Annotated in this window: 15 protein-coding genes and 3 pseudogenes; 6 read left to right on the top strand and 12 right to left on the bottom strand. The window is 36.4% G+C overall.

The genetic code is table 11. The annotated features are described in order from the left end of the window. Positions 1-78: 78 nt before the first annotated feature. Genes FC89_RS09020 through FC89_RS09010 form a run of 3 tightly spaced genes read left to right on the top strand, consistent with a single transcriptional unit; the run spans position 79 to position 2,383 of the window. Positions 79-591, top strand: a complete 513-nt coding sequence (locus FC89_RS09020; protein ID WP_057872221.1) for a TetR/AcrR family transcriptional regulator — start codon at positions 79-81, stop codon at positions 589-591. A gap of 33 nt (positions 592-624) precedes the next feature. Beyond that, positions 625-1,686, top strand: coding sequence for an ABC transporter permease (locus tag FC89_RS09015; RefSeq protein WP_057872220.1), 1,062 nt, complete (start codon positions 625-627; stop codon positions 1,684-1,686). Positions 1,687-1,690: 4 nt separating this feature from the next. Continuing rightward, on the top strand, positions 1,691-2,383 hold the full coding sequence (locus FC89_RS09010; protein ID WP_057872219.1) for an ABC transporter ATP-binding protein: 693 nt from the start codon (positions 1,691-1,693) through the stop codon (positions 2,381-2,383). 126 nt (positions 2,384-2,509) lie between these two features. Here FC89_RS09010 and FC89_RS09005 read toward each other — a convergent pair whose 3' ends face one another. From FC89_RS09005 to FC89_RS08970, 8 genes and pseudogenes are all read right to left on the bottom strand, one after another. After that, positions 2,510-3,487, bottom strand: a complete 978-nt coding sequence (locus tag FC89_RS09005; RefSeq protein WP_057872218.1) for a bile acid:sodium symporter family protein — start codon at positions 3,485-3,487, stop codon at positions 2,510-2,512. A gap of 24 nt (positions 3,488-3,511) precedes the next feature. Continuing rightward, positions 3,512-5,290, bottom strand: coding sequence for a dihydroxy-acid dehydratase (gene ilvD, locus FC89_RS09000; RefSeq protein ID WP_057872217.1), 1,779 nt, complete (start codon positions 5,288-5,290; stop codon positions 3,512-3,514). Next, positions 5,283-5,687: a RidA family protein gene (locus FC89_RS08995; RefSeq protein ID WP_057872216.1), complete on the bottom strand. Its 405-nt coding sequence runs from the start codon at positions 5,685-5,687 to the stop codon at positions 5,283-5,285. Before FC89_RS08995 ends, ilvD begins: the two co-directional genes overlap by 8 nt. Positions 5,688-5,705: 18 nt before the next feature. Next, positions 5,706-6,485: an ABC transporter ATP-binding protein gene (locus tag FC89_RS08990; RefSeq protein WP_057872215.1), complete on the bottom strand. Its 780-nt coding sequence runs from the start codon at positions 6,483-6,485 to the stop codon at positions 5,706-5,708. A gap of 20 nt (positions 6,486-6,505) precedes the next feature. Continuing rightward, positions 6,506-7,780: pseudogene (ilvA, locus tag FC89_RS08985) on the bottom strand (threonine ammonia-lyase IlvA). 85 nt (positions 7,781-7,865) lie between these two features. Continuing rightward, positions 7,866-8,876, bottom strand: a complete 1,011-nt coding sequence (ilvC, locus tag FC89_RS08980; RefSeq protein WP_057872214.1) for a ketol-acid reductoisomerase — start codon at positions 8,874-8,876, stop codon at positions 7,866-7,868. A 216-nt stretch (positions 8,877-9,092) separates the two neighbouring features. After that, a complete protein-coding gene (gene ilvB / locus FC89_RS08975) occupies positions 9,093-10,790 on the bottom strand; it encodes a biosynthetic-type acetolactate synthase large subunit (RefSeq protein WP_057872213.1) in 1,698 nt (565 codons plus the stop codon). 275 nt (positions 10,791-11,065) lie between these two features. Then, positions 11,066-11,278, bottom strand: coding sequence for a hypothetical protein (locus FC89_RS08970; protein ID WP_057872212.1), 213 nt, complete (start codon positions 11,276-11,278; stop codon positions 11,066-11,068). A gap of 555 nt (positions 11,279-11,833) precedes the next feature. Here FC89_RS08970 and FC89_RS08965 point away from each other — a divergent pair. Continuing rightward, a complete protein-coding gene (locus FC89_RS08965) occupies positions 11,834-13,156 on the top strand; it encodes an MFS transporter (RefSeq protein WP_057872211.1) in 1,323 nt (440 codons plus the stop codon). Positions 13,157-13,311: 155 nt separating this feature from the next. Here the strand turns inward: FC89_RS08965 and FC89_RS08960 are convergent, their stop codons facing one another. From FC89_RS08960 to FC89_RS08945, 4 genes and pseudogenes are all read right to left on the bottom strand, one after another. Continuing rightward, a complete protein-coding gene (locus FC89_RS08960; protein WP_057872210.1) occupies positions 13,312-13,815 on the bottom strand; it encodes a helix-turn-helix domain-containing protein in 504 nt (167 codons plus the stop codon). Positions 13,816-14,358: 543 nt separating this feature from the next. Then, positions 14,359-15,129, bottom strand: a complete 771-nt coding sequence (locus FC89_RS08955; protein ID WP_057872209.1) for a CPBP family intramembrane glutamic endopeptidase — start codon at positions 15,127-15,129, stop codon at positions 14,359-14,361. 731 nt (positions 15,130-15,860) lie between these two features. Continuing rightward, positions 15,861-16,379 (bottom strand): annotated as a pseudogene (locus FC89_RS08950) (hypothetical protein). After that, on the bottom strand, positions 16,369-16,650 hold the full coding sequence (locus FC89_RS08945; protein WP_057872208.1) for a type II toxin-antitoxin system RelB/DinJ family antitoxin: 282 nt from the start codon (positions 16,648-16,650) through the stop codon (positions 16,369-16,371). Before FC89_RS08945 ends, FC89_RS08950 begins: the two are co-directional and overlap by 11 nt. Before the next feature lie 361 nt (positions 16,651-17,011). Between FC89_RS08945 and FC89_RS12910 the strand changes: the two are divergent. Further along, a pseudogene (locus tag FC89_RS12910) lies at positions 17,012-17,128 on the top strand (IS256 family transposase); the annotation flags it as partial. 77 nt (positions 17,129-17,205) lie between these two features. Further along, positions 17,206-17,444 (top strand): IS3 family transposase (locus FC89_RS12805; RefSeq protein ID WP_057872262.1); only part of this gene is annotated, 239 nt, incomplete at its 3' end.

Raw genomic sequence — 17,444 nt, 5'->3', positions numbered from 1 at the left:
CATTGACGCTGTGTCAATGGCATGGTACACTAAGCAAAAATAAATTGACGCTGCGTCAACGAAAAGGGGAAAGTATTCGTGGTTCTGACTAATCTTACCAAAATAACAACCGCTAAACTTCAGCGAATTCAAGCAGCTTTATTGGACGAATTTTCCAAGTATCCGCTCAGTACGGCCCAAGTTGCCCGTATTGCCAAACATGCAGGCATTTCCCGCAGTGCTTTTTATACTTATTTTGAAAACTTGACTGATGCATATCAATATTTATACCATCAAGCCTTGGCAGATATTCATCAACCATTGCCGGTTGCCAGCCTAACAAGTGATTATCAACCACAAGTTTACTTACAAACCGTAACTGAGTTTACTGAAAAAACTGTTAACTGCCGCTATTACAATTTAATCAAAATGCATTTACTCTATAATGAAGCTTTTTTACCTAAAGCAACACCACCTGCATTGACTTTAGATTCACGTCATTGGGCAGCTATGACTTTAGTTCACGCGACTATTCAAGATATTTTATTGCAACCCACTAAACGTCAAGATTACTTGCGGCGACTTGAACTCGCACTTAATAAATTTAACTGATTTCATTTAATCTGACAGAAAAGAGACGACCGAATGTTCCTAGCATTGAAAGAAATAAAACACGAAAAATTACGCTATGGCTTAATTATTGGAATGATCATGCTGATCAGTTACCTAGTTTTCGTATTAACCGGATTATCACAAGGACTAGCACAGCAAAATACTGCGGCTATCAAATCTTGGAATGCTAAACAAATTGTTTTGAATAAAAATGCTAATGTTAATCTGACACAGTCATTGATTACCCAAAAAGCCAGTCAACAGCTCAAACTTACAGCAACCGAAGCCTATGTTGGTCAAGCTTCAGTTGTCGCCAAAAAAAGCGGTTTGGCTAAAGAATCAGCTCAATTTATTGGATTGGAATCTAATCAATTTATTGCCCAACACTTACAGCTAACCAGTGGCCACTGGGCTAAAAATCAGCAACAATTGGTCGTTAATCAATCATTCAAAACTGCCGGTTATAAATTAGGTGATCATTTAAAGTTAAATTCTAGTAAAACTAACTACCAAATAGTTGGCTTTACCAAAAATGCGACTTTAAGCATTGCTCCGGTAATTTATGGACAGCTCGCGACATGGCAACAGCTCAAAAATCTAAATAATTCTTTTAAAACTAGTGCGATCGTCTCGCAAAAAGCTAATTATCAAACAAGTGCTAGTGACTTAAAAGCTTATCCCATTAAAACTTTTATTAATAAATTACCTGGTTATTCAGCTCAAAATTTGACTTTTACATTTATGATTGCCTTTCTAATGGTCATTTCATTAATTGTAATTGCTGTCTTCTTATACATTCTAACTATTCAAAAGATTCAAAACTATGCCGTTTTGCGTGCTCAAGGCGTACCAGCTCAATTTTTAATTCGCGCAACCTTGGCACAAGCTTTTTTACTGGTCTTAGTGGGAATTATTATTGCCGCTGGTCTAACCGTCCTTACCTCACTTATCATTCCAGCTGGAACTCCAATGACCTTTAATTTACCACTACTGAGCGGAATTGCTGGTGGGCTGATTCTTATGGCTTTGTTTGGTGCATTAATCCCTATTTGGACTATTACTAAAATTGATCCGATTACTGCAATTGGAGGTTAGGCAGATGGCATCACAAAATTTACTTGAAATGCAACAGATCAATAAAGTTTTTGGCAGTGGTTTAAGTAAAGTCCACGTTTTACATGATATAAACTTTTCGGCCGCTGCTGGTCACTTAAATCTGATTTTAGGTCCTTCCGGGTCTGGAAAAAGCACCTTTTTAACAATTGCCGGTGGTTTGCAGGCACCGACCAACGGACAAGTAATAATTGCTGGACAATCATTAGCTGCTTTATCTGCTAAGCAGCGCGATAATTTGCGTTTAAAACAAATTGGTTTTGTTTTACAATCTTACAACTTATTACCTTATCTCAACGTTAGCGATCAATTTTCATTAGTTGATCGAATTAAACCGAATAATAATTTGTCGGCAGCTAAATTAAAAAAACTACTCAAAGAACTAGATATTGCTGAATTAATTGCTAAATATCCGGCTGAATTATCAGGTGGGCAAAACCAGCGGGTAGCGATTGCCCGGGCACTTTACCCTAATCCTGCAATTATTTTAGCTGATGAACCAACAGCTGCACTTGATAGCCAACGCGTTGAACAAGTTGGGCAATTATTTGCAAATTTAGCTCACAACGAAAAAAAGGCCGTTATCATCGTTACCCACGATCTACGGCTTAAAAAATTTGCGGACCAAATTAATGAAATCAGTGATGGTCACCTGCAACAAACGATTGTTAACGATTAGAGTTGCAAGCTTTTATTATCAAAAAAGTTTCCACAAATTTTCAGACAATAATTATATCTGAAAATCCGTAAAAACTTAAATAATGATTTAATTATTTGTTTTTCTACTATAGAGTATGGTTAATCTCTAGTTCTTACTATCAATAGCTGCCGGAGCAGCATTTACTGATGTTTTGGTTTTGGTCTTGTTTCGCCAATACGATGATAAAACCGAACCAGAAATATTATGCCAAATACTAAAAATAGTTGATGGAATTGCGGCTGCCGGGGCAAAATATTTCATTGCCAAAGTAGCACCCAAACTTGAATCTTGCATACCAACTTCAAAAGTAATTGCTTTACGCTGCGGATCACGTAAACGAATTATTCTTGAAAAGAGGTAACCCAAACCATATCCAGAAAGATTATGCAATATTACCACCGGAATAACCAAAGCGGTTGCCGAAGTAAATAAATTAGCATGATTGGCGGCAATAACTGCCCCAATGATCAACAAGATCGCAACTTGCGAAACTAAGGGCAAAGCTTTGGTAACTTTTTCAATTTTCCGACCAAAAATTGAATGGATTACTACACCTAAAATTATCGGTAACAATACAATTTCAAGTGTACTAACAAAAAGAGCTGTTGTAGGGATTGCAACATATTTACCAGCAAAAAGCAACAATAAACCTGGTAACGCGAGCGGTGCCAACAAGGTTGACAAAGTTTCAATGGAAACATCCAAAGCCACATCACCACCAGCCAAATAAGCCATTACACTTGATGATGTCCCGCTTGGACAAGAGCCAACCAAAATGACTCCTGCTGCAGTTGCTCCTTTTAATTGAAAGATTAGGCATAACACCCATGCTAATGTTGGCATAATTACATAATGAGCCACTGTCCCAGCTAAAACCGGAACTGGCCGCCTGAAAATCCGCTCAAAATCTTCTAATCGTAAAGTCAGTCCCATACCGAACAAAATAATCCCCAATAAATAGGAAGTGTTCGGAACCACCCATAAACTCGTTTGTGGCAAAAAATAATTAAACGCCGCCCACAAAACAACTAGTACCGTAAACCAACGACCAATCCAACGACCAAACTGTTCAACTTTATCCATTCTCTTTCGCTTCTTTCTCATCGATTACTTTTGGTCACGACTTGCAATTTTTGATTGTTCAGTTGCTGCACCAAACAATTCATTAGCTCCTTTCATAATTCCACCTGTATTGGCTGAAGTTACCAGATATTGGTAACGAGCTAAATAACCAAAACGGACTTTAGGTGAAAATGGTTTGAGATATTTACGTCGCTGATCGAGTTCTGTTTGACTCACAGCGACATCTAATGTCCGTTTTTCAAGATCAATTGTGATCTGATCTCCATTTCTAATTAGAGCAATTTCACCGCCAGCTGCTGCTTCTGGTGAAACATGACCAACACAAATTCCATGAGTCGCCCCAGAAAAACGCCCATCAGTAATCAAAGCTACTGTTCGTCCTAATCCCCGTCCGATAATATCAGAAGTAGGATTTAACATCTCGGGCATCCCTGGTCCACCTTTAGGACCTTCATAACGAATTACTACTACATCACCAGCTTTAACTGTCCCATCATCAATTCCAGCTACAGCTGCATCATGGGAATCAAAACAAACAGCCTTGCCAACAAAACGTTTGATGTCTGGATCTACTCCTGCAACTTTAATTACAGAACCATCTCGGGCAATATTTCCATATAAAATTGAAAGTCCACCCTGCTCAGAATAAGGATTGCTCAAAGGACGAATTACTTGGGGATTCAAAGTATGAGCTCCAGCAACATTTTCTCTGATTGTTTTCCCAGTAACAGTTAATCGATCTGGGTGTAAAATTCCACCCTTTTCGATTAGCTCATTCATAATGGCCGGAATTCCGCCCGCTTGATGAACGTCTTCCATTGTCCATGATGATGATGGTACAATTTTTGCCAAATGCGGTGTTTTTTTAGCAATTTCATTAATCCGTTCTTCACTGTAATCAATTCCCGCTTCATGGGCAATTGCCAAACCATGTAAAACTGTATTAGTTGACCCGCCCATTGCCATATCCAATGCAAAACAATCATCAAATGCTTCTTTGGTCATGATGTCGTGCGGACGAATATTATGTTTGACATTGTACATTACCTGGCGAGCTGCCTGGCGTACTAATTCACGACGCTCTGGAGAAACTGCTAAAACTGTTCCATTATACGGTAAGGCCATTCCTAAAGCTTCCATTAAAGAATTCATCGAATTTGCTGTATACATTCCGGCACAAGACCCACAGCCTGGACAAGCATTACGCTCTAATTCAAGAAAATCTTCCTTACTAAGCTTGCCATCTTTAAAAGCACCTACTGCTTCAAAAACTGTTGATAAAGTAGCCGCTTTCCCCTTGGGATCAATTCCTGCTTTCATTGGTCCACCCGAAACAAAAACAGAAGGAACATTAGTCCGAGCTGCTGCCATCAGCATTCCTGGTGTGATTTTGTCACAATTCGGGATAAATAATACCCCATCAAACCAATGCGCATTAATTACAGTTTCAGCTGAATCCGCAATTAAATCGCGGCTTGGCAATGAATAGCGCATACCAATATGCCCCATAGCAATGCCATCATCAACCCCAATAGTATTAAACTCAAATGGTACACCACCAGCTTTACGAATTTCATCTTTGGCAACCTCGGCTAATTCTCGTAGATGAACATGCCCTGGAATAATCTCAATGTAAGAATTACAAATCGCAATAAACGGCTTCTTCATGTCTGCCGGATTTTTTACTTTACCGGTTGCATACAACAAGCTGCGTCCAGGTGCTCGATCAACCCCTTCAGTAATCGTATCGCTGCGTTTCTTTAGTTCATCACCATTAATTGAAAAATTTAAAGTGTCACTCATTAGACTTGCTTCCCTTCTTTTTCTGTGCAATTGCTTCAATTTCCACCAATGCCCCAGCTGGTAATGCTTGAACTCCAACCGCTGAACGCGCAGGCAAACATTGTTGATCAACAAAAAATTGACTGTATATTTGGTTAACTAATTGAAAATCCTCAATATTTGTCATAAAAACCGTCACTTTTACTACGTCCGCTGGGGTTGTCCCAGTTGCAGTCAAAACTGCTTTTAAATTATGCAATGCCTGTTTTGCTTGCTGATCAACTTCTTTTGCTAATTGATTAGTTTTTGGATCAAGTCCGATTTGTCCTGAACAATAAACCATTTTTCCACAGACAACTGCTTGCGAATATGGTCCCAACGCTTGTGGCGCCTGCTTGGTAGCTACTGCTTTTTTCATTTAAATCACTCCTCTGATTTATTTGGGATAGATAATTACTCGCTGTGAATCCTCAATTATTCTAATTGGTGCCGCGTAAAAATTGGTCAACATTGATGCCGTTAACAATCTTTGGCGACTGCCAGCAGCATAAATTTCCCCTTTTTTCAACAGCAACAAGTTAGTGAAACATGGCAATAATTCCTCTGTATAATGAGATACTAATAACAATGCTGGATGATTTGGTAATTGTGAAATTGTGGCAATTTTATTCAGTAATCGTTCTCGAGCAAACAAATCCAACCCATTACACGGTTCATCCAAGATTAACAATTTAGGTTTTGCCATTAAAGCCCGGGCAATTAGTACTAATTGCCGTTCTCCTTGAGAAAGTACTCGATACGTTTTGCCCAACAGTTTTTTACCACCTAATCGAATCAGTAATTCGCAAGCACTTTGCAAATCCAATGACGTATACTTTTCGTAAAGACCGATACTGGCAAATTTACCTGATAAAACAATTTGTTCAACTAAATCTCCCGGATGAAGCCAATCCTGTAACGCGTTGCTGACCCAGCCAATACTACGGCGCAACTGCGGAATATTGGTTTGACCAAAAAGATGATCTAAAACGGTTAATTTACCGCTTGTTGGCCAAATATCCCCGTGAATCATTTTTAACAATGTCGTTTTCCCGGCCCCGTTCAAACCTAAAATAGCCCAATTTTCTCGTTTTTTAACTTGCCAATTGATGTTATTTAAAATCGTTCTTGTTCCTCGTTGGAACGAGACATGATCAAAATTGAGCACTTGGTCCATTTGTTTGCCCTCCTTTCATCTCAAACAAGCATTTCATATAAAGTCTGATTTTCTTTTAAGTTGATATAATGCGGGTCAAACTTCTGCAATCGCTGTTGCAGTCCGGCTGCATTCTTTCGATTGCCTAAGCGAATTCCGATCAGTACCGGTCCTTTCCCACGATTAACCTTTTTTGTGTATTCAAATTTTGTAATATCGTCATCTGGGGATAAAACTTGATTAACAAACTCTTTTAATGCCCCTGGACGTTGTGGAAAATTAACTACGAAATACAATTGCTTGCCTTCATAAATTAATGAACGCTCTTTAATTTCCTGCATTCGGCCGATGTCATTATTACCACCACTAATCATACAAACAACCGTTTTACCAACTAATTCAGTGCGAAAATTATCAAGCGCGGAAACACTCAATGCTCCAGCTGGTTCAGCAACAATTGCAGCCTTACTATAAAGTTCTAAAAGTGTGGTGCAAACATGGCCTTCAGGAACAGTTGTCAAATGATCAACATACCGGTGTGCATTCAAATATGTTAATTCACCAACTGTTTTAACAGCTGCACCATCAACAAATTTATCCATTGTTGGCAAAGTTGACGGGTGCCCAACTTTAAAGGCGGCTTTCATCGATGCCGCTCCAGTCGGTTCAACTCCAATAACTTGTGTCAATGGACTAACGGCCTTAGTGTATGCAGCTAATCCGCTAATCAGTCCTCCACCACCAACAGCACTAAAAAGATAATTAATTGGTAGTTTTTGCTGTTGGGCATCAGCAAAAATTTCAACTGCCGCCGTTCCTTGTCCTGCCATTATTCGTAAATCATTAAATGGAGCAATAAATGTCAGTCCATATTACTGACAATATGTTTGCGCAGCTTGAGCGGAAGTATCAAAAGTATCTCCCACCAATTTGATCGTTACCTGTTCTTGACCGAAAAAACGAACTTGAGAAATCTTTTGTTTAGGTGTCGTTGTCGGCATGAAAATAGTAGCTGGAATATTCAATTGATGGCAAGTCCACGCAACACCTTGAGCATGGTTGCCGGCACTGGCACAAACTATCCCTTTTTTCCTGACCGTTGGCGGTGTTTGATCAATTGCATAATAAGCACCACGTAATTTAAATGAACGAACAATTTGTAAATCCTCCCGTTTTAAATAAACTCGGCATTGATACTTTTGTGAAAGATAAGCACTATATTGCAGTGGTGTATGCGCAACAATTGGTTTCAAAACAGTAGCAGCAGCTGCAACATTTTCTTTGGTTAAATATTTATTTTTAGTTAGCACATCCATTAATTTCACATCCTTTGCATTAAAAATACTGTATGTATCAGTCAATCAGTGACTGTTTATCTCTGATTGACTGTTGCTGCTAGAATTAATCACTATATTTATCTTCATTTTTAACAAATGGCATTCTTGCTCGTAATTCTTCACCAACTTGCTGCAATTGTGATTTTTCCATCTCAGCTCGATAGGCATAAAGCTTTTTGAAACCATTGCGGAAATCAGCCATGAATTCTTTAGCAAAAGTTCCATCTTGGATTTCACGCAAATTTTGTTTCATCGCCGCTCTTGATTCAGCATTAACTACCTTAGGTCCGCGAGTATATGAACCGTATTCCGATGTATTTGAACAATCGTTATACATTTTCGCAAAACCGCCTTCGTAGATTAAATCACAAATCAACTTCATTTCATGATCTACTTCAAAATATGCTAATTCTGGTGAATAACCAGCCTCAACCAAAACTTCAAAACCAGTCTCGATCAAAGAAGTTATTCCGCCCATCAAGACATTCTGTTCACCAAATAAATCTTCTTCGGTTTCTTCTTTAAAGGTCGTTTTCAATAAACCGGCACGAGCAGCGCCGTTGCCTTTAGCAAATTCCTTAGCCAAATCTTCAGCATGACCGGAAGCATCTTGATAAGTAGCATAAAGTGCTGGAACTCCGGAACCTTCTACATATGTCCGCCGACATAAATTACCTGGTCCTTTTGGTGCCATCATTACAACATCAACACCAGCTGGAGGAACAATTTCTTTAAAATGGATATTAAATCCATGTGAAAAACCTAAAACATTACCAGCTTCCAAGTACGGTGCAACTTGTTCTTTGTAAACGTCGGGCATGATCTCATCTGGTGTCAGCAGTTGTACCCAATCTGCTTTTTTAGCAGCTTCAGCAACTGAATAAACCTGGAAACCATCTTTTTTTGCTTTATCAAATGATTTTCCGGGACGAACACCAACAATTACATCAAAGCCCGAATCTCGCAGATTATTAGCTTGAGCATGGCCTTGTGACCCATAACCGATAAAAGCTAGTTTCTTTCCCTGTAAAAAATTGGTTGTAACATCCTTGTCATATAGCATATCTACGCTCATTTATAATTCCTCCTGTTTTTTTACTATTTATTTGGTTTTAAAACTTTAATCTTGAACTTTAATTGTGTAAAATAAAATTGAGATTGGTTTTCAATTGCATTTACTCGATAGCGATCAAGTTTTTTTGCGTTGATTACCTTTCATGACGTTTCTAACTTACTTTTGATGTAACTGATTTTTAATCAGCTGCCATTTTACTAAAAATTGTCCATTAACTTATTTGATCTTCAACATCTGATGATTAGGGGTTCCCGGTGCTACCATCGGAGTTACCTCCTCTAATTGGGGGATTTGTGCTTCTGCCAAAACACAATTTTGCCGGGAAAAAACATCTGCCAATGTTGTTTTCCAATTGGATGGATCAAGTTTTAAGTTTTTAATTCCATATGCTTGGGCAATTGTAAGAAAATCTGGCTGTTCGTCAAAAATTGTTTGGGAACGTCTTTTTTGATAAAACATATCTTGCCACTGGCGTACCATGCCAAGTGCCTGATTATTTAAAAGAATAATCTTTAAATCTAAGTTATACTGCTTAATTACAGCTAATTCTTCAATGGTCATCTGCAAACCACCATCACCAACAAACAGAACCACTTCTTTTTGTGGATTAGCTAATTTAGCTCCTATCGCTGCTGGTAACCCAAAACCCATTGTTCCCAATCCACCACTGGTAATTAATTGTCGCGGATGTCTATAAGGATAGTATTGCGCTGCCCACATTTGATGCTGACCAACATCTGTGACTACCAGTGCTTCCCCTTGAGTCAATCTGCCAATTTCCTCAATCACTGCTTGGGGTTTAATGACTCCAGCTTCCATTTGGTAATGATACGGATAGGTTTGCTGCCATACTTGCAATTGCTGCTGCCAATCAGTAATTGCAGGTAACGAAAAATCTGCTGCTAAAAGTTGCTTAAATACTTGTTTAGCATCGGCCACCGCTGCTAAATCAACTGGTACAATTTTATTTAATTCATGTGGATCGATATCAATCTGAGCAATCCAAGCTTTTGGTGCAAATTCAGTTGGCTTCGTTACTAAACGATCATCAAATCTTGAGCCAACATTCAATAAAAAATCACATTCAGTCAGCGCTTGATTAGCTGCATATGTTCCATGCATCCCACCCATCCCTAAAAAAAACGGATAATTTGTGGGAATGACACCCAAACCCAATAGACTAGTTACAACTGGTAAATGATATTTTGCAACAAATTGGCGTGTTTCTTTAGCTGCTTGGGCAGCTGCAACGCCACCGCCAAGTAATAATAAGGGCTTTTTAGCTCTTTTTAATGCTTGAATCAAAGTCGTCAATGGCTTATTTGCCAAACTAGGTGAAACAGCAGTCGCGGTACTTAACAATGATGACTCTGCAGTCGCCTGCATCACATTTTTCGGCAAATCAACTACGACTGGACCCTTGCGACCACTATTAGCCAAATCAAACGCCAATTGAACTATACGTGTCAATTCAGCAACATGCTTTACCTGAAAACTTTTTTTCGTAAGCGGCTGTGTTATCGAAACAATATCAGCTTCTTGAAAGGCATTTGTACCTAAGGCAGCCGTTCCTACTTGTCCGGTAAAAACCACTAAAGGAACTGAGTCACTTTTAGCATCTGCAATACCAGTAATAGTATTTGTTGCCCCTGGCCCAGAAGTCACAAACACTACTCCTGTTTTCCCGGTACTTTTAGCAAATCCTTCAGCTGCGTGCACTGCTGCTTGTTCATGTCTAACTAAAATATTGTGAAATGAATTGCGATAAATCGAATCATAAAGCGGTAAAACCGCTCCACCGGGATATCCAAAAACCAGCTCAACCTTTTGTTTAGCCAATTCTTCTAAAAGTAAATCTGCCCCCGTTTTTTTAGCTGATCGAACCGTTACGTCAGTTTTTAGCTGTCCTAACACTTGCTCACCTCCTCAGAAATAATTTTTTAGCACTATTTTAACAAGCATCACCTCCTTAATTAATTTTAAGAAAATAAAAAGCACCCATCTGATAACGATGGATGCTGTCTAGAATCCACCGTTTGTCCTCGCGGTGGATTTTCGCCCTTTAGGATAACTCAAATTACCCTAGGCATCAAATCACACTCGCGCATGTTAATGACTAGGATAATAATGCTGTGTACTAAAGGACTTTTTATTAACAATTTTCGCTTCATGTGACTTGACCTCCCTTTTTAAAATAATCTTTCATAATTTTTGTGAAATCTGCAAGCAGAACAATAAACCCGATCCGGCGTTAAAGAACCACAATTTAAACAAACATCGACCGACAAATTTTGTTTACTGTTACTGACGATAAACTTAGCTCCACAATTTGTACAAAATTTACCTAATGGAACCTTTTTACCGCAATGATGACAAACAACCATTTCGTACATTAACTTCAAGAACATCCCTCCAAACACTAACATCCAGTGCAATCGACATGTTTCACATCAGTTAAGACAACCATGATTATAACTATTCCAAGCTAATAATTAAAATCGAATTAGAGTAATTTCATTTCACAGGTGCTATATTACTAGAAACTTTTTGAACTGTCAACACTTTTTTTGAAAAATAAATTCGCCAAAAGTCCCTCTATTGAAGCAATTTTATTTTTAGCAATCAATAAATACAGAAATATTTATTAAATAAAAAAAGGTTTGACAAGCTTATGGATTCATTGTATATTAACCAACAATTAAAAAAAGCAAAGAAGGAATACCAATGTCAAACAATGCAGTTAATATTTTTAATATTATTATTATCAGCGCAATGATTATTAGTTAATCTGGGCTGCATTGTTTGCTGCCCGAAAAAACGGGCAGCGTTGGTCGAACCAAGAGCTGTCTAGGCTCTTGGTTTTTTTCTTTGCTAAAAAAATAAAGGGAGATGCTAAGTTCAAAAAATCAGGAAAGAATAAATATCGGGTCTAATCTAATTCTCAGGGGGAGTTTTTAATGAATAATGTTATAGAATCTAACAAACTATCAAGTAACAATAGTGAACTAGTTCGTGATTCAGTCCGAACAGTTATCTTTGCTTCAATGATTGGAACAGCTATTGAATTTTTTGACTTTTACGCCTACGGAACTGCTGCAGCTGCTTATTTTCCAAAAGTCTTTTTCCCGGAAGTAACTCCAACCATTGCCACCTTACTCAGTCTATTAACTTTTGGGGTCGCATTTGTTGCTCGACCATTAGGATCATTTGTTTTTGGACATTTTGGTGATAAAATTGGTCGCAAAAAAACATTAGTTGTTTCGTTATTACTGATGGGATTAGCAACTTTTTTAATTGGCGTTTTACCCAGTTATCATGCTCTTGGCTTAGCAGCAGTTGTTCTATTATGCACTTGTCGTTTTATTCAAGGAATTGGTTTAGGCGGCGAGTGGTCTGGAGCTGCCTTAGTAGCAACTGAAAATGCTCCGGAAGATCGGCGGGCACTTTATGGGGCTTTTCCCGAATTAGGTGCACCATTAGGCTTTTTCTTAAGTAATGGTTTATTTTTTGTCCTTGAATCTTGGCTCACTCCAGCTCAAATGATTGCTTTTGGTTGGCGTGTACCATTCCTTGCCTCAGCTTTTTTAGTTGTCGTTGGTTTATGGGTTAGAGCCAGAATGCAAGAAACTCCGCTTTTCAGATTGGCACAAGCTAAACAACAAGTTACTAAATCACCATTGCTAACTGTTTTTAAAACTAGCTGGCGACAAATAATTCAAGGAACTTTGATCGTTGCTGTAACCTACACATTATTCTATACTTTAGCAACTTGGTCTTTAACTTATGCAACTACTAACCTAGGTTTCTCAAATCGTGAGTACTTGTTTCTATTGATGGGAGCAATCATCGTTTTTGCTGTCCTAATCGTTTTTGCTTCAAAATTAGCCGACAAATTCGGTAGACGCCGAGTTTTACTAACATCTTCTGCAGCTTTAGTTGTCTTCTCGTTAATGTTCCCATACTTACTACAAGGTCAGCGTAATTTTCTAGGTGCTGCAGCTTTTCTAGTAATCGGTTTTACATTAATGGGGGTCGCTTTTGGGCCAGTTGGAGCTGTTTTGCCGGAATTGTTTAAAACTGAAGTTCGCTATTCGGGAGCTGGTATCTCATATAATTTAGCAGCTATTCTAGGAGCAGCTTTTGCTCCAACAATTGCTACTTGGTTAGCAAATACTTGGGGAATCAAATCTGTTGGCCTTTATCTGGCTGTCATGGCTATTGCTTGTTTTGTCGCATTATTAACTGTTCGTGAAACTAAGAATGTTGATTTTACTAAATAGTTTTTCCCATGCTTTAATCTTTGAAATTTAAAAAACATTATCCCGTTAAAGCAAGTTAATTTTAATTTGAGCATATGGTTTTATAAATAGCCTCTAATATCTATTATAATTCAGATATTAGAGGCTATTTATAAATTAAAAACAACTTTCAAAACTTATTTTTTTAATTTCATAACATCCATTCCTTTAGTTAGTGGATATTTTCGATCCAAATAGGGTTCTAGCCAGATATTACGTACAAATTTGATAACAGTAAATCCGATTATCCAGCCTAATCCCCAAACAACAGTCTCTAGTGTTTGGGAAAAACCATTTTGCTGCTCAATAAAATTGCCTAAAACTAACATTAGTATAATAAAAGTAAATATTGTCAATCTTTTAAAAAGTGATTGAACGTTTTCTCTATTCCTTGATTGTTGAATCTGCTCATTTGTTATATTCATAATATCTTCCCTTTTTTCTTTTTCGTCTATCTGTTCAAATAAATCACTGATCGGCACATTAAATGCATTAGCAACTATATTTAAAGTCTTAATACTTGTATCTTTTCCCACTTCCAATCGTTGAATAGTGCGTACACTTAAATTGCATTTATCAGCTAATTGTTCTTGTGTTAATCCTTGCTTCCGACGTATTTTAGCAACCAAACTTTTATTCATGAATTTATAATAGCATTTTTATTTATAAGTACCACGACATGAACCCGACTCTTTCCTGACAGTGTCACCAAACAGCTAAAAACCAATGATTGATTAGGAATTATTTACAACAAATTATCTGATCAAACAAAAAGTTTACTTCTGAAGAGTAGACAAAACACATTCGTTCACACAAATAAAAAAGCTGGCAAGGCAAATATATCACCTTAAACCAGACACGATTTATTTATCAGTACTATTTGTAGCAGTATACTACTAGTGTTTTTTTAGTTATTACATTTTAATTTAGTCGGGTTTTAGTATAAATAATTCGAGACATTATAGCGTGTGTGTCTCTTAATTATTTTTCCCGGGAAATTGCACATACTCTAGTTTTCTATTTTACAAAAGATTTAAAGATGAGTTTTATCACCTATGCAACATCTAATTTAATAATACTTTAGCCTTTGTATATTAAAAACCACCAACACCACAGTTTGATTCATAAATTTGAGCGATATGATTTCTACATTTAGTCAATTGCTAGATCTTTTTATAATTAAATTAATCAACAGAAACTTTTTGTAGCTTTTTATCATAATGATTTAAACACAAAACATCTAGTAAAAGTAATGGCAAAAAGATCAAGCATATAGTTTTCCACTCGTTGGCAACCATATTTCCATTTATGTTAGGTTGAATATCTATCAAGGAATGTATAATTATTGGAATTACGATACCGTTGAATGCAACACGCATTGCTGCAAATGAAAAACCTAATGAAAAGGCTATTAAGGATTGCTGTAAAGTAGCATTGAAATCCTGACCAGAAGAAAGATTAAGCAAATGCAGTAAAGAGAATATCACACTACTGATAAACGAAGTTAAAAGCAAATGATGTTTAGTACTTGGCAAATAACTCAACGCTAAATTAAAGAGTAAGCCGCGACAGTAAAATTCTTCGAATAGTCCAATTGATATACCTAGTAACAACATAATTAATGCATTAAAAATTTTATATCCTAATACTATATGAATGTTATTTATAGCTCCTGATAAAGCAACAATAACTAGGGTGTAAATTAAGCAGGGAAGGATATAAAGTCTGCTTCTGAGAGTTAAAAAAGTTGTTTGGGATAGTTTAGTTCCACCTTTACCAATGGTAATAATGATAAGCAACACCAACAAAGCATAGATAATAATACTAAAAATGTTATATAGATAAGAAGATGTGGATACGACTGTAGAAAGTATAGAATTTAAAAAAAGAAACAAAAAAAGAATAATAATCGACATGTTGAGTTTATTAAAAAAATTCTTTTTGAAAAAATGCATTATTTTCTCCTGAATTGAAGTTTACTATTAATTGATGATAAAAATGAAAACTATGCTAGAAATTATTTTATTCTAGTAAGGATTATATCGTTAACTATAAATAACGACTGATTTGATAATTTACTAAAATGGAGTGCCAGTAATTTAGTTATAACAAAAAATTTTAATCGAATTTATCAAGAATTTGGACAAATCTGGAACATACTAGAATCATTGTTTGACTAAAAAATTTTGTTTTATGCAAATTTTTGATACTCTTAGTTTTATCTATATTTGAGAAATTATCTAAAAATTTAAACTTAAGTACCTCCTTAATCTGTACTAAATTTGTTGTATCATAAGCATTTTAAATATATACGAGAAATAGTTTTCGTCTACTTGAAAATATAATAACTTTTTTCAAAAAACAAGCTACAATTTTAAGCGTTTAATGTCTTAGCTTTGTAGCCTAAGTATTTTTACCGTCTTTGTTAACTTTTTCAGGCAAATTCAAACGTGGTACCTACTAATTAACTTTTAAACAAGAACACACCTATACATAGAGATCCTCATCATTTAAATTGATTTAATCTCTAATTTTTCAAACCGCACAGCAGATGGATTTTTTGTTTCACATGTAACATGCAAGCAAACTCAGCTAAGTCTAAAGACAATATAAAAAAATTAGCTATTCTGTAAAATAGCTAACCTAATCATTTAAAGCATACCAATTTTAATTGTAAATCGAATAATTACTTATCAGTACCACTTGCAGAAGAACCTTTTTTATTTTCTGAATTAATTTTTGATTTAACTTCTGGGTTTTGCTTAGCAAAATCAATCCCTTAACTACTTTTGATCTTTTGTGTAAACTTTGCCTTATTTCATTGAATTTTTTTACTTGGTCGTTGATGAATTGCCTTTTGACTTTTGCCCCTTCTTTTACTTTTTAAGCTGAGAGCAAAGTTGGCAATTCCGACTTGATCTAATTTACTTAAATGGCCAATTTCTTTAAATTTCAAACCAGCTTTTGGGAAACTATAAAGATTGCCAAGATCAACCCATGAAGGTCGATTTAATCCGGCTGATTGCCAATCTTTAATCGGATAATATTGTTGTTTGATATAAGTTGATTTATTTTGATACTTACTAGTTATTTTAAAAGCTTCGATTGTTTGCGCTGATAGTTTACGAATTAATACTGGTCGAGTCTTGCCACCCTTAGTTTCTACAAAACTAACATACATACTAATTAGATCATTAGTCTTCATCTGGATCATTGAGCCAATCGGTGACTTCTTTAGCATCTTTAAATTTAGTTACCGGTATATCTTCGGTAGCTTTTAAAAAACGTAGATTAGCTCTTTCTTCTTCAGTTAAAGCCGCCTTAAAAGGTAATGCCCCATTAGCCACGATTCGCTTGTAAAACATGTTAATAGCTGTCGTTGGGTTTAAACCTAATTCATTTAAAACTGCTTCGGTACTGTCGGCCAAGTCTTTATCTATCTGAACTTGAATTCTTTTCTTTTCTTTAACTGCCATGATTGCTCGCCTCTCTTTCATTAACTACTCACATTATACTACTGTTTGAGTAGTAAACAAATTAGTATGATTCTCTAGCGGTTGAAATAATAAATCTCAATATGTTTAGGAAAGTAATAGGGACATGGATAGGATTTATAGTTTCTAAGGTTACCCCTTTGTCTAGGAATCACCACCACCCTAGCTTCTATACTGAATCTATTATATAGGAAAAAGATCAAGGTCAAATGTTTCTCTAGTTAATTCACGTTCATCATTTAGAGAACGTAAAATAGTTTGTGTAAATGAATAAAAATCCTATTGAAAAGGGAATCCCTTCCCCGTATGATTAAATCGTCAAACCAAAACGGAGGAATTCCCCATGGAACAGTTTACCAAAGATTTAACCAAAACTCTATTATCAAATGGCGATGTTAAAGAACTTTTTCGCCAACAACTTGAAACAGCTATTAATCAAATCTTACAAGCTGAGTTAACTTGGAGCTAGTATAAAACTTGAGACAATTTTTGTGAGAGTGTAAAATTATTTCTTAATTAAGAAGGGATGGTTTCATAATGGCAAAACGCTATCCTGCCGAATTCAAGCAAAATATTATTGATTTATATCAGCACAAAATTAAATCGGCATCAGAATTAGCTAAGGAATATGGTGTTGGTTATTCTACTATTTTAAAATGGGTCTCTGGCAGTCAAAAGTCGCCTGTTAACGGCTTAACTGCTGACGAAGCCAAGGCTCAATCCAAGCGAATTAAACGTTTGGAAGAGAAAAACCTGATTCTAAAAAAAGCGCTGGG

It is taken from the genome of Liquorilactobacillus ghanensis DSM 18630 (assembly GCF_001435235.1).
Taxonomy (GTDB): Bacteria; Bacillota; Bacilli; order Lactobacillales; family Lactobacillaceae; genus Liquorilactobacillus; species Liquorilactobacillus ghanensis.
The sequence above is the reverse complement of the archived record's forward strand: the minus strand, read 5'-3'. Positions and strand labels throughout refer to the sequence as shown.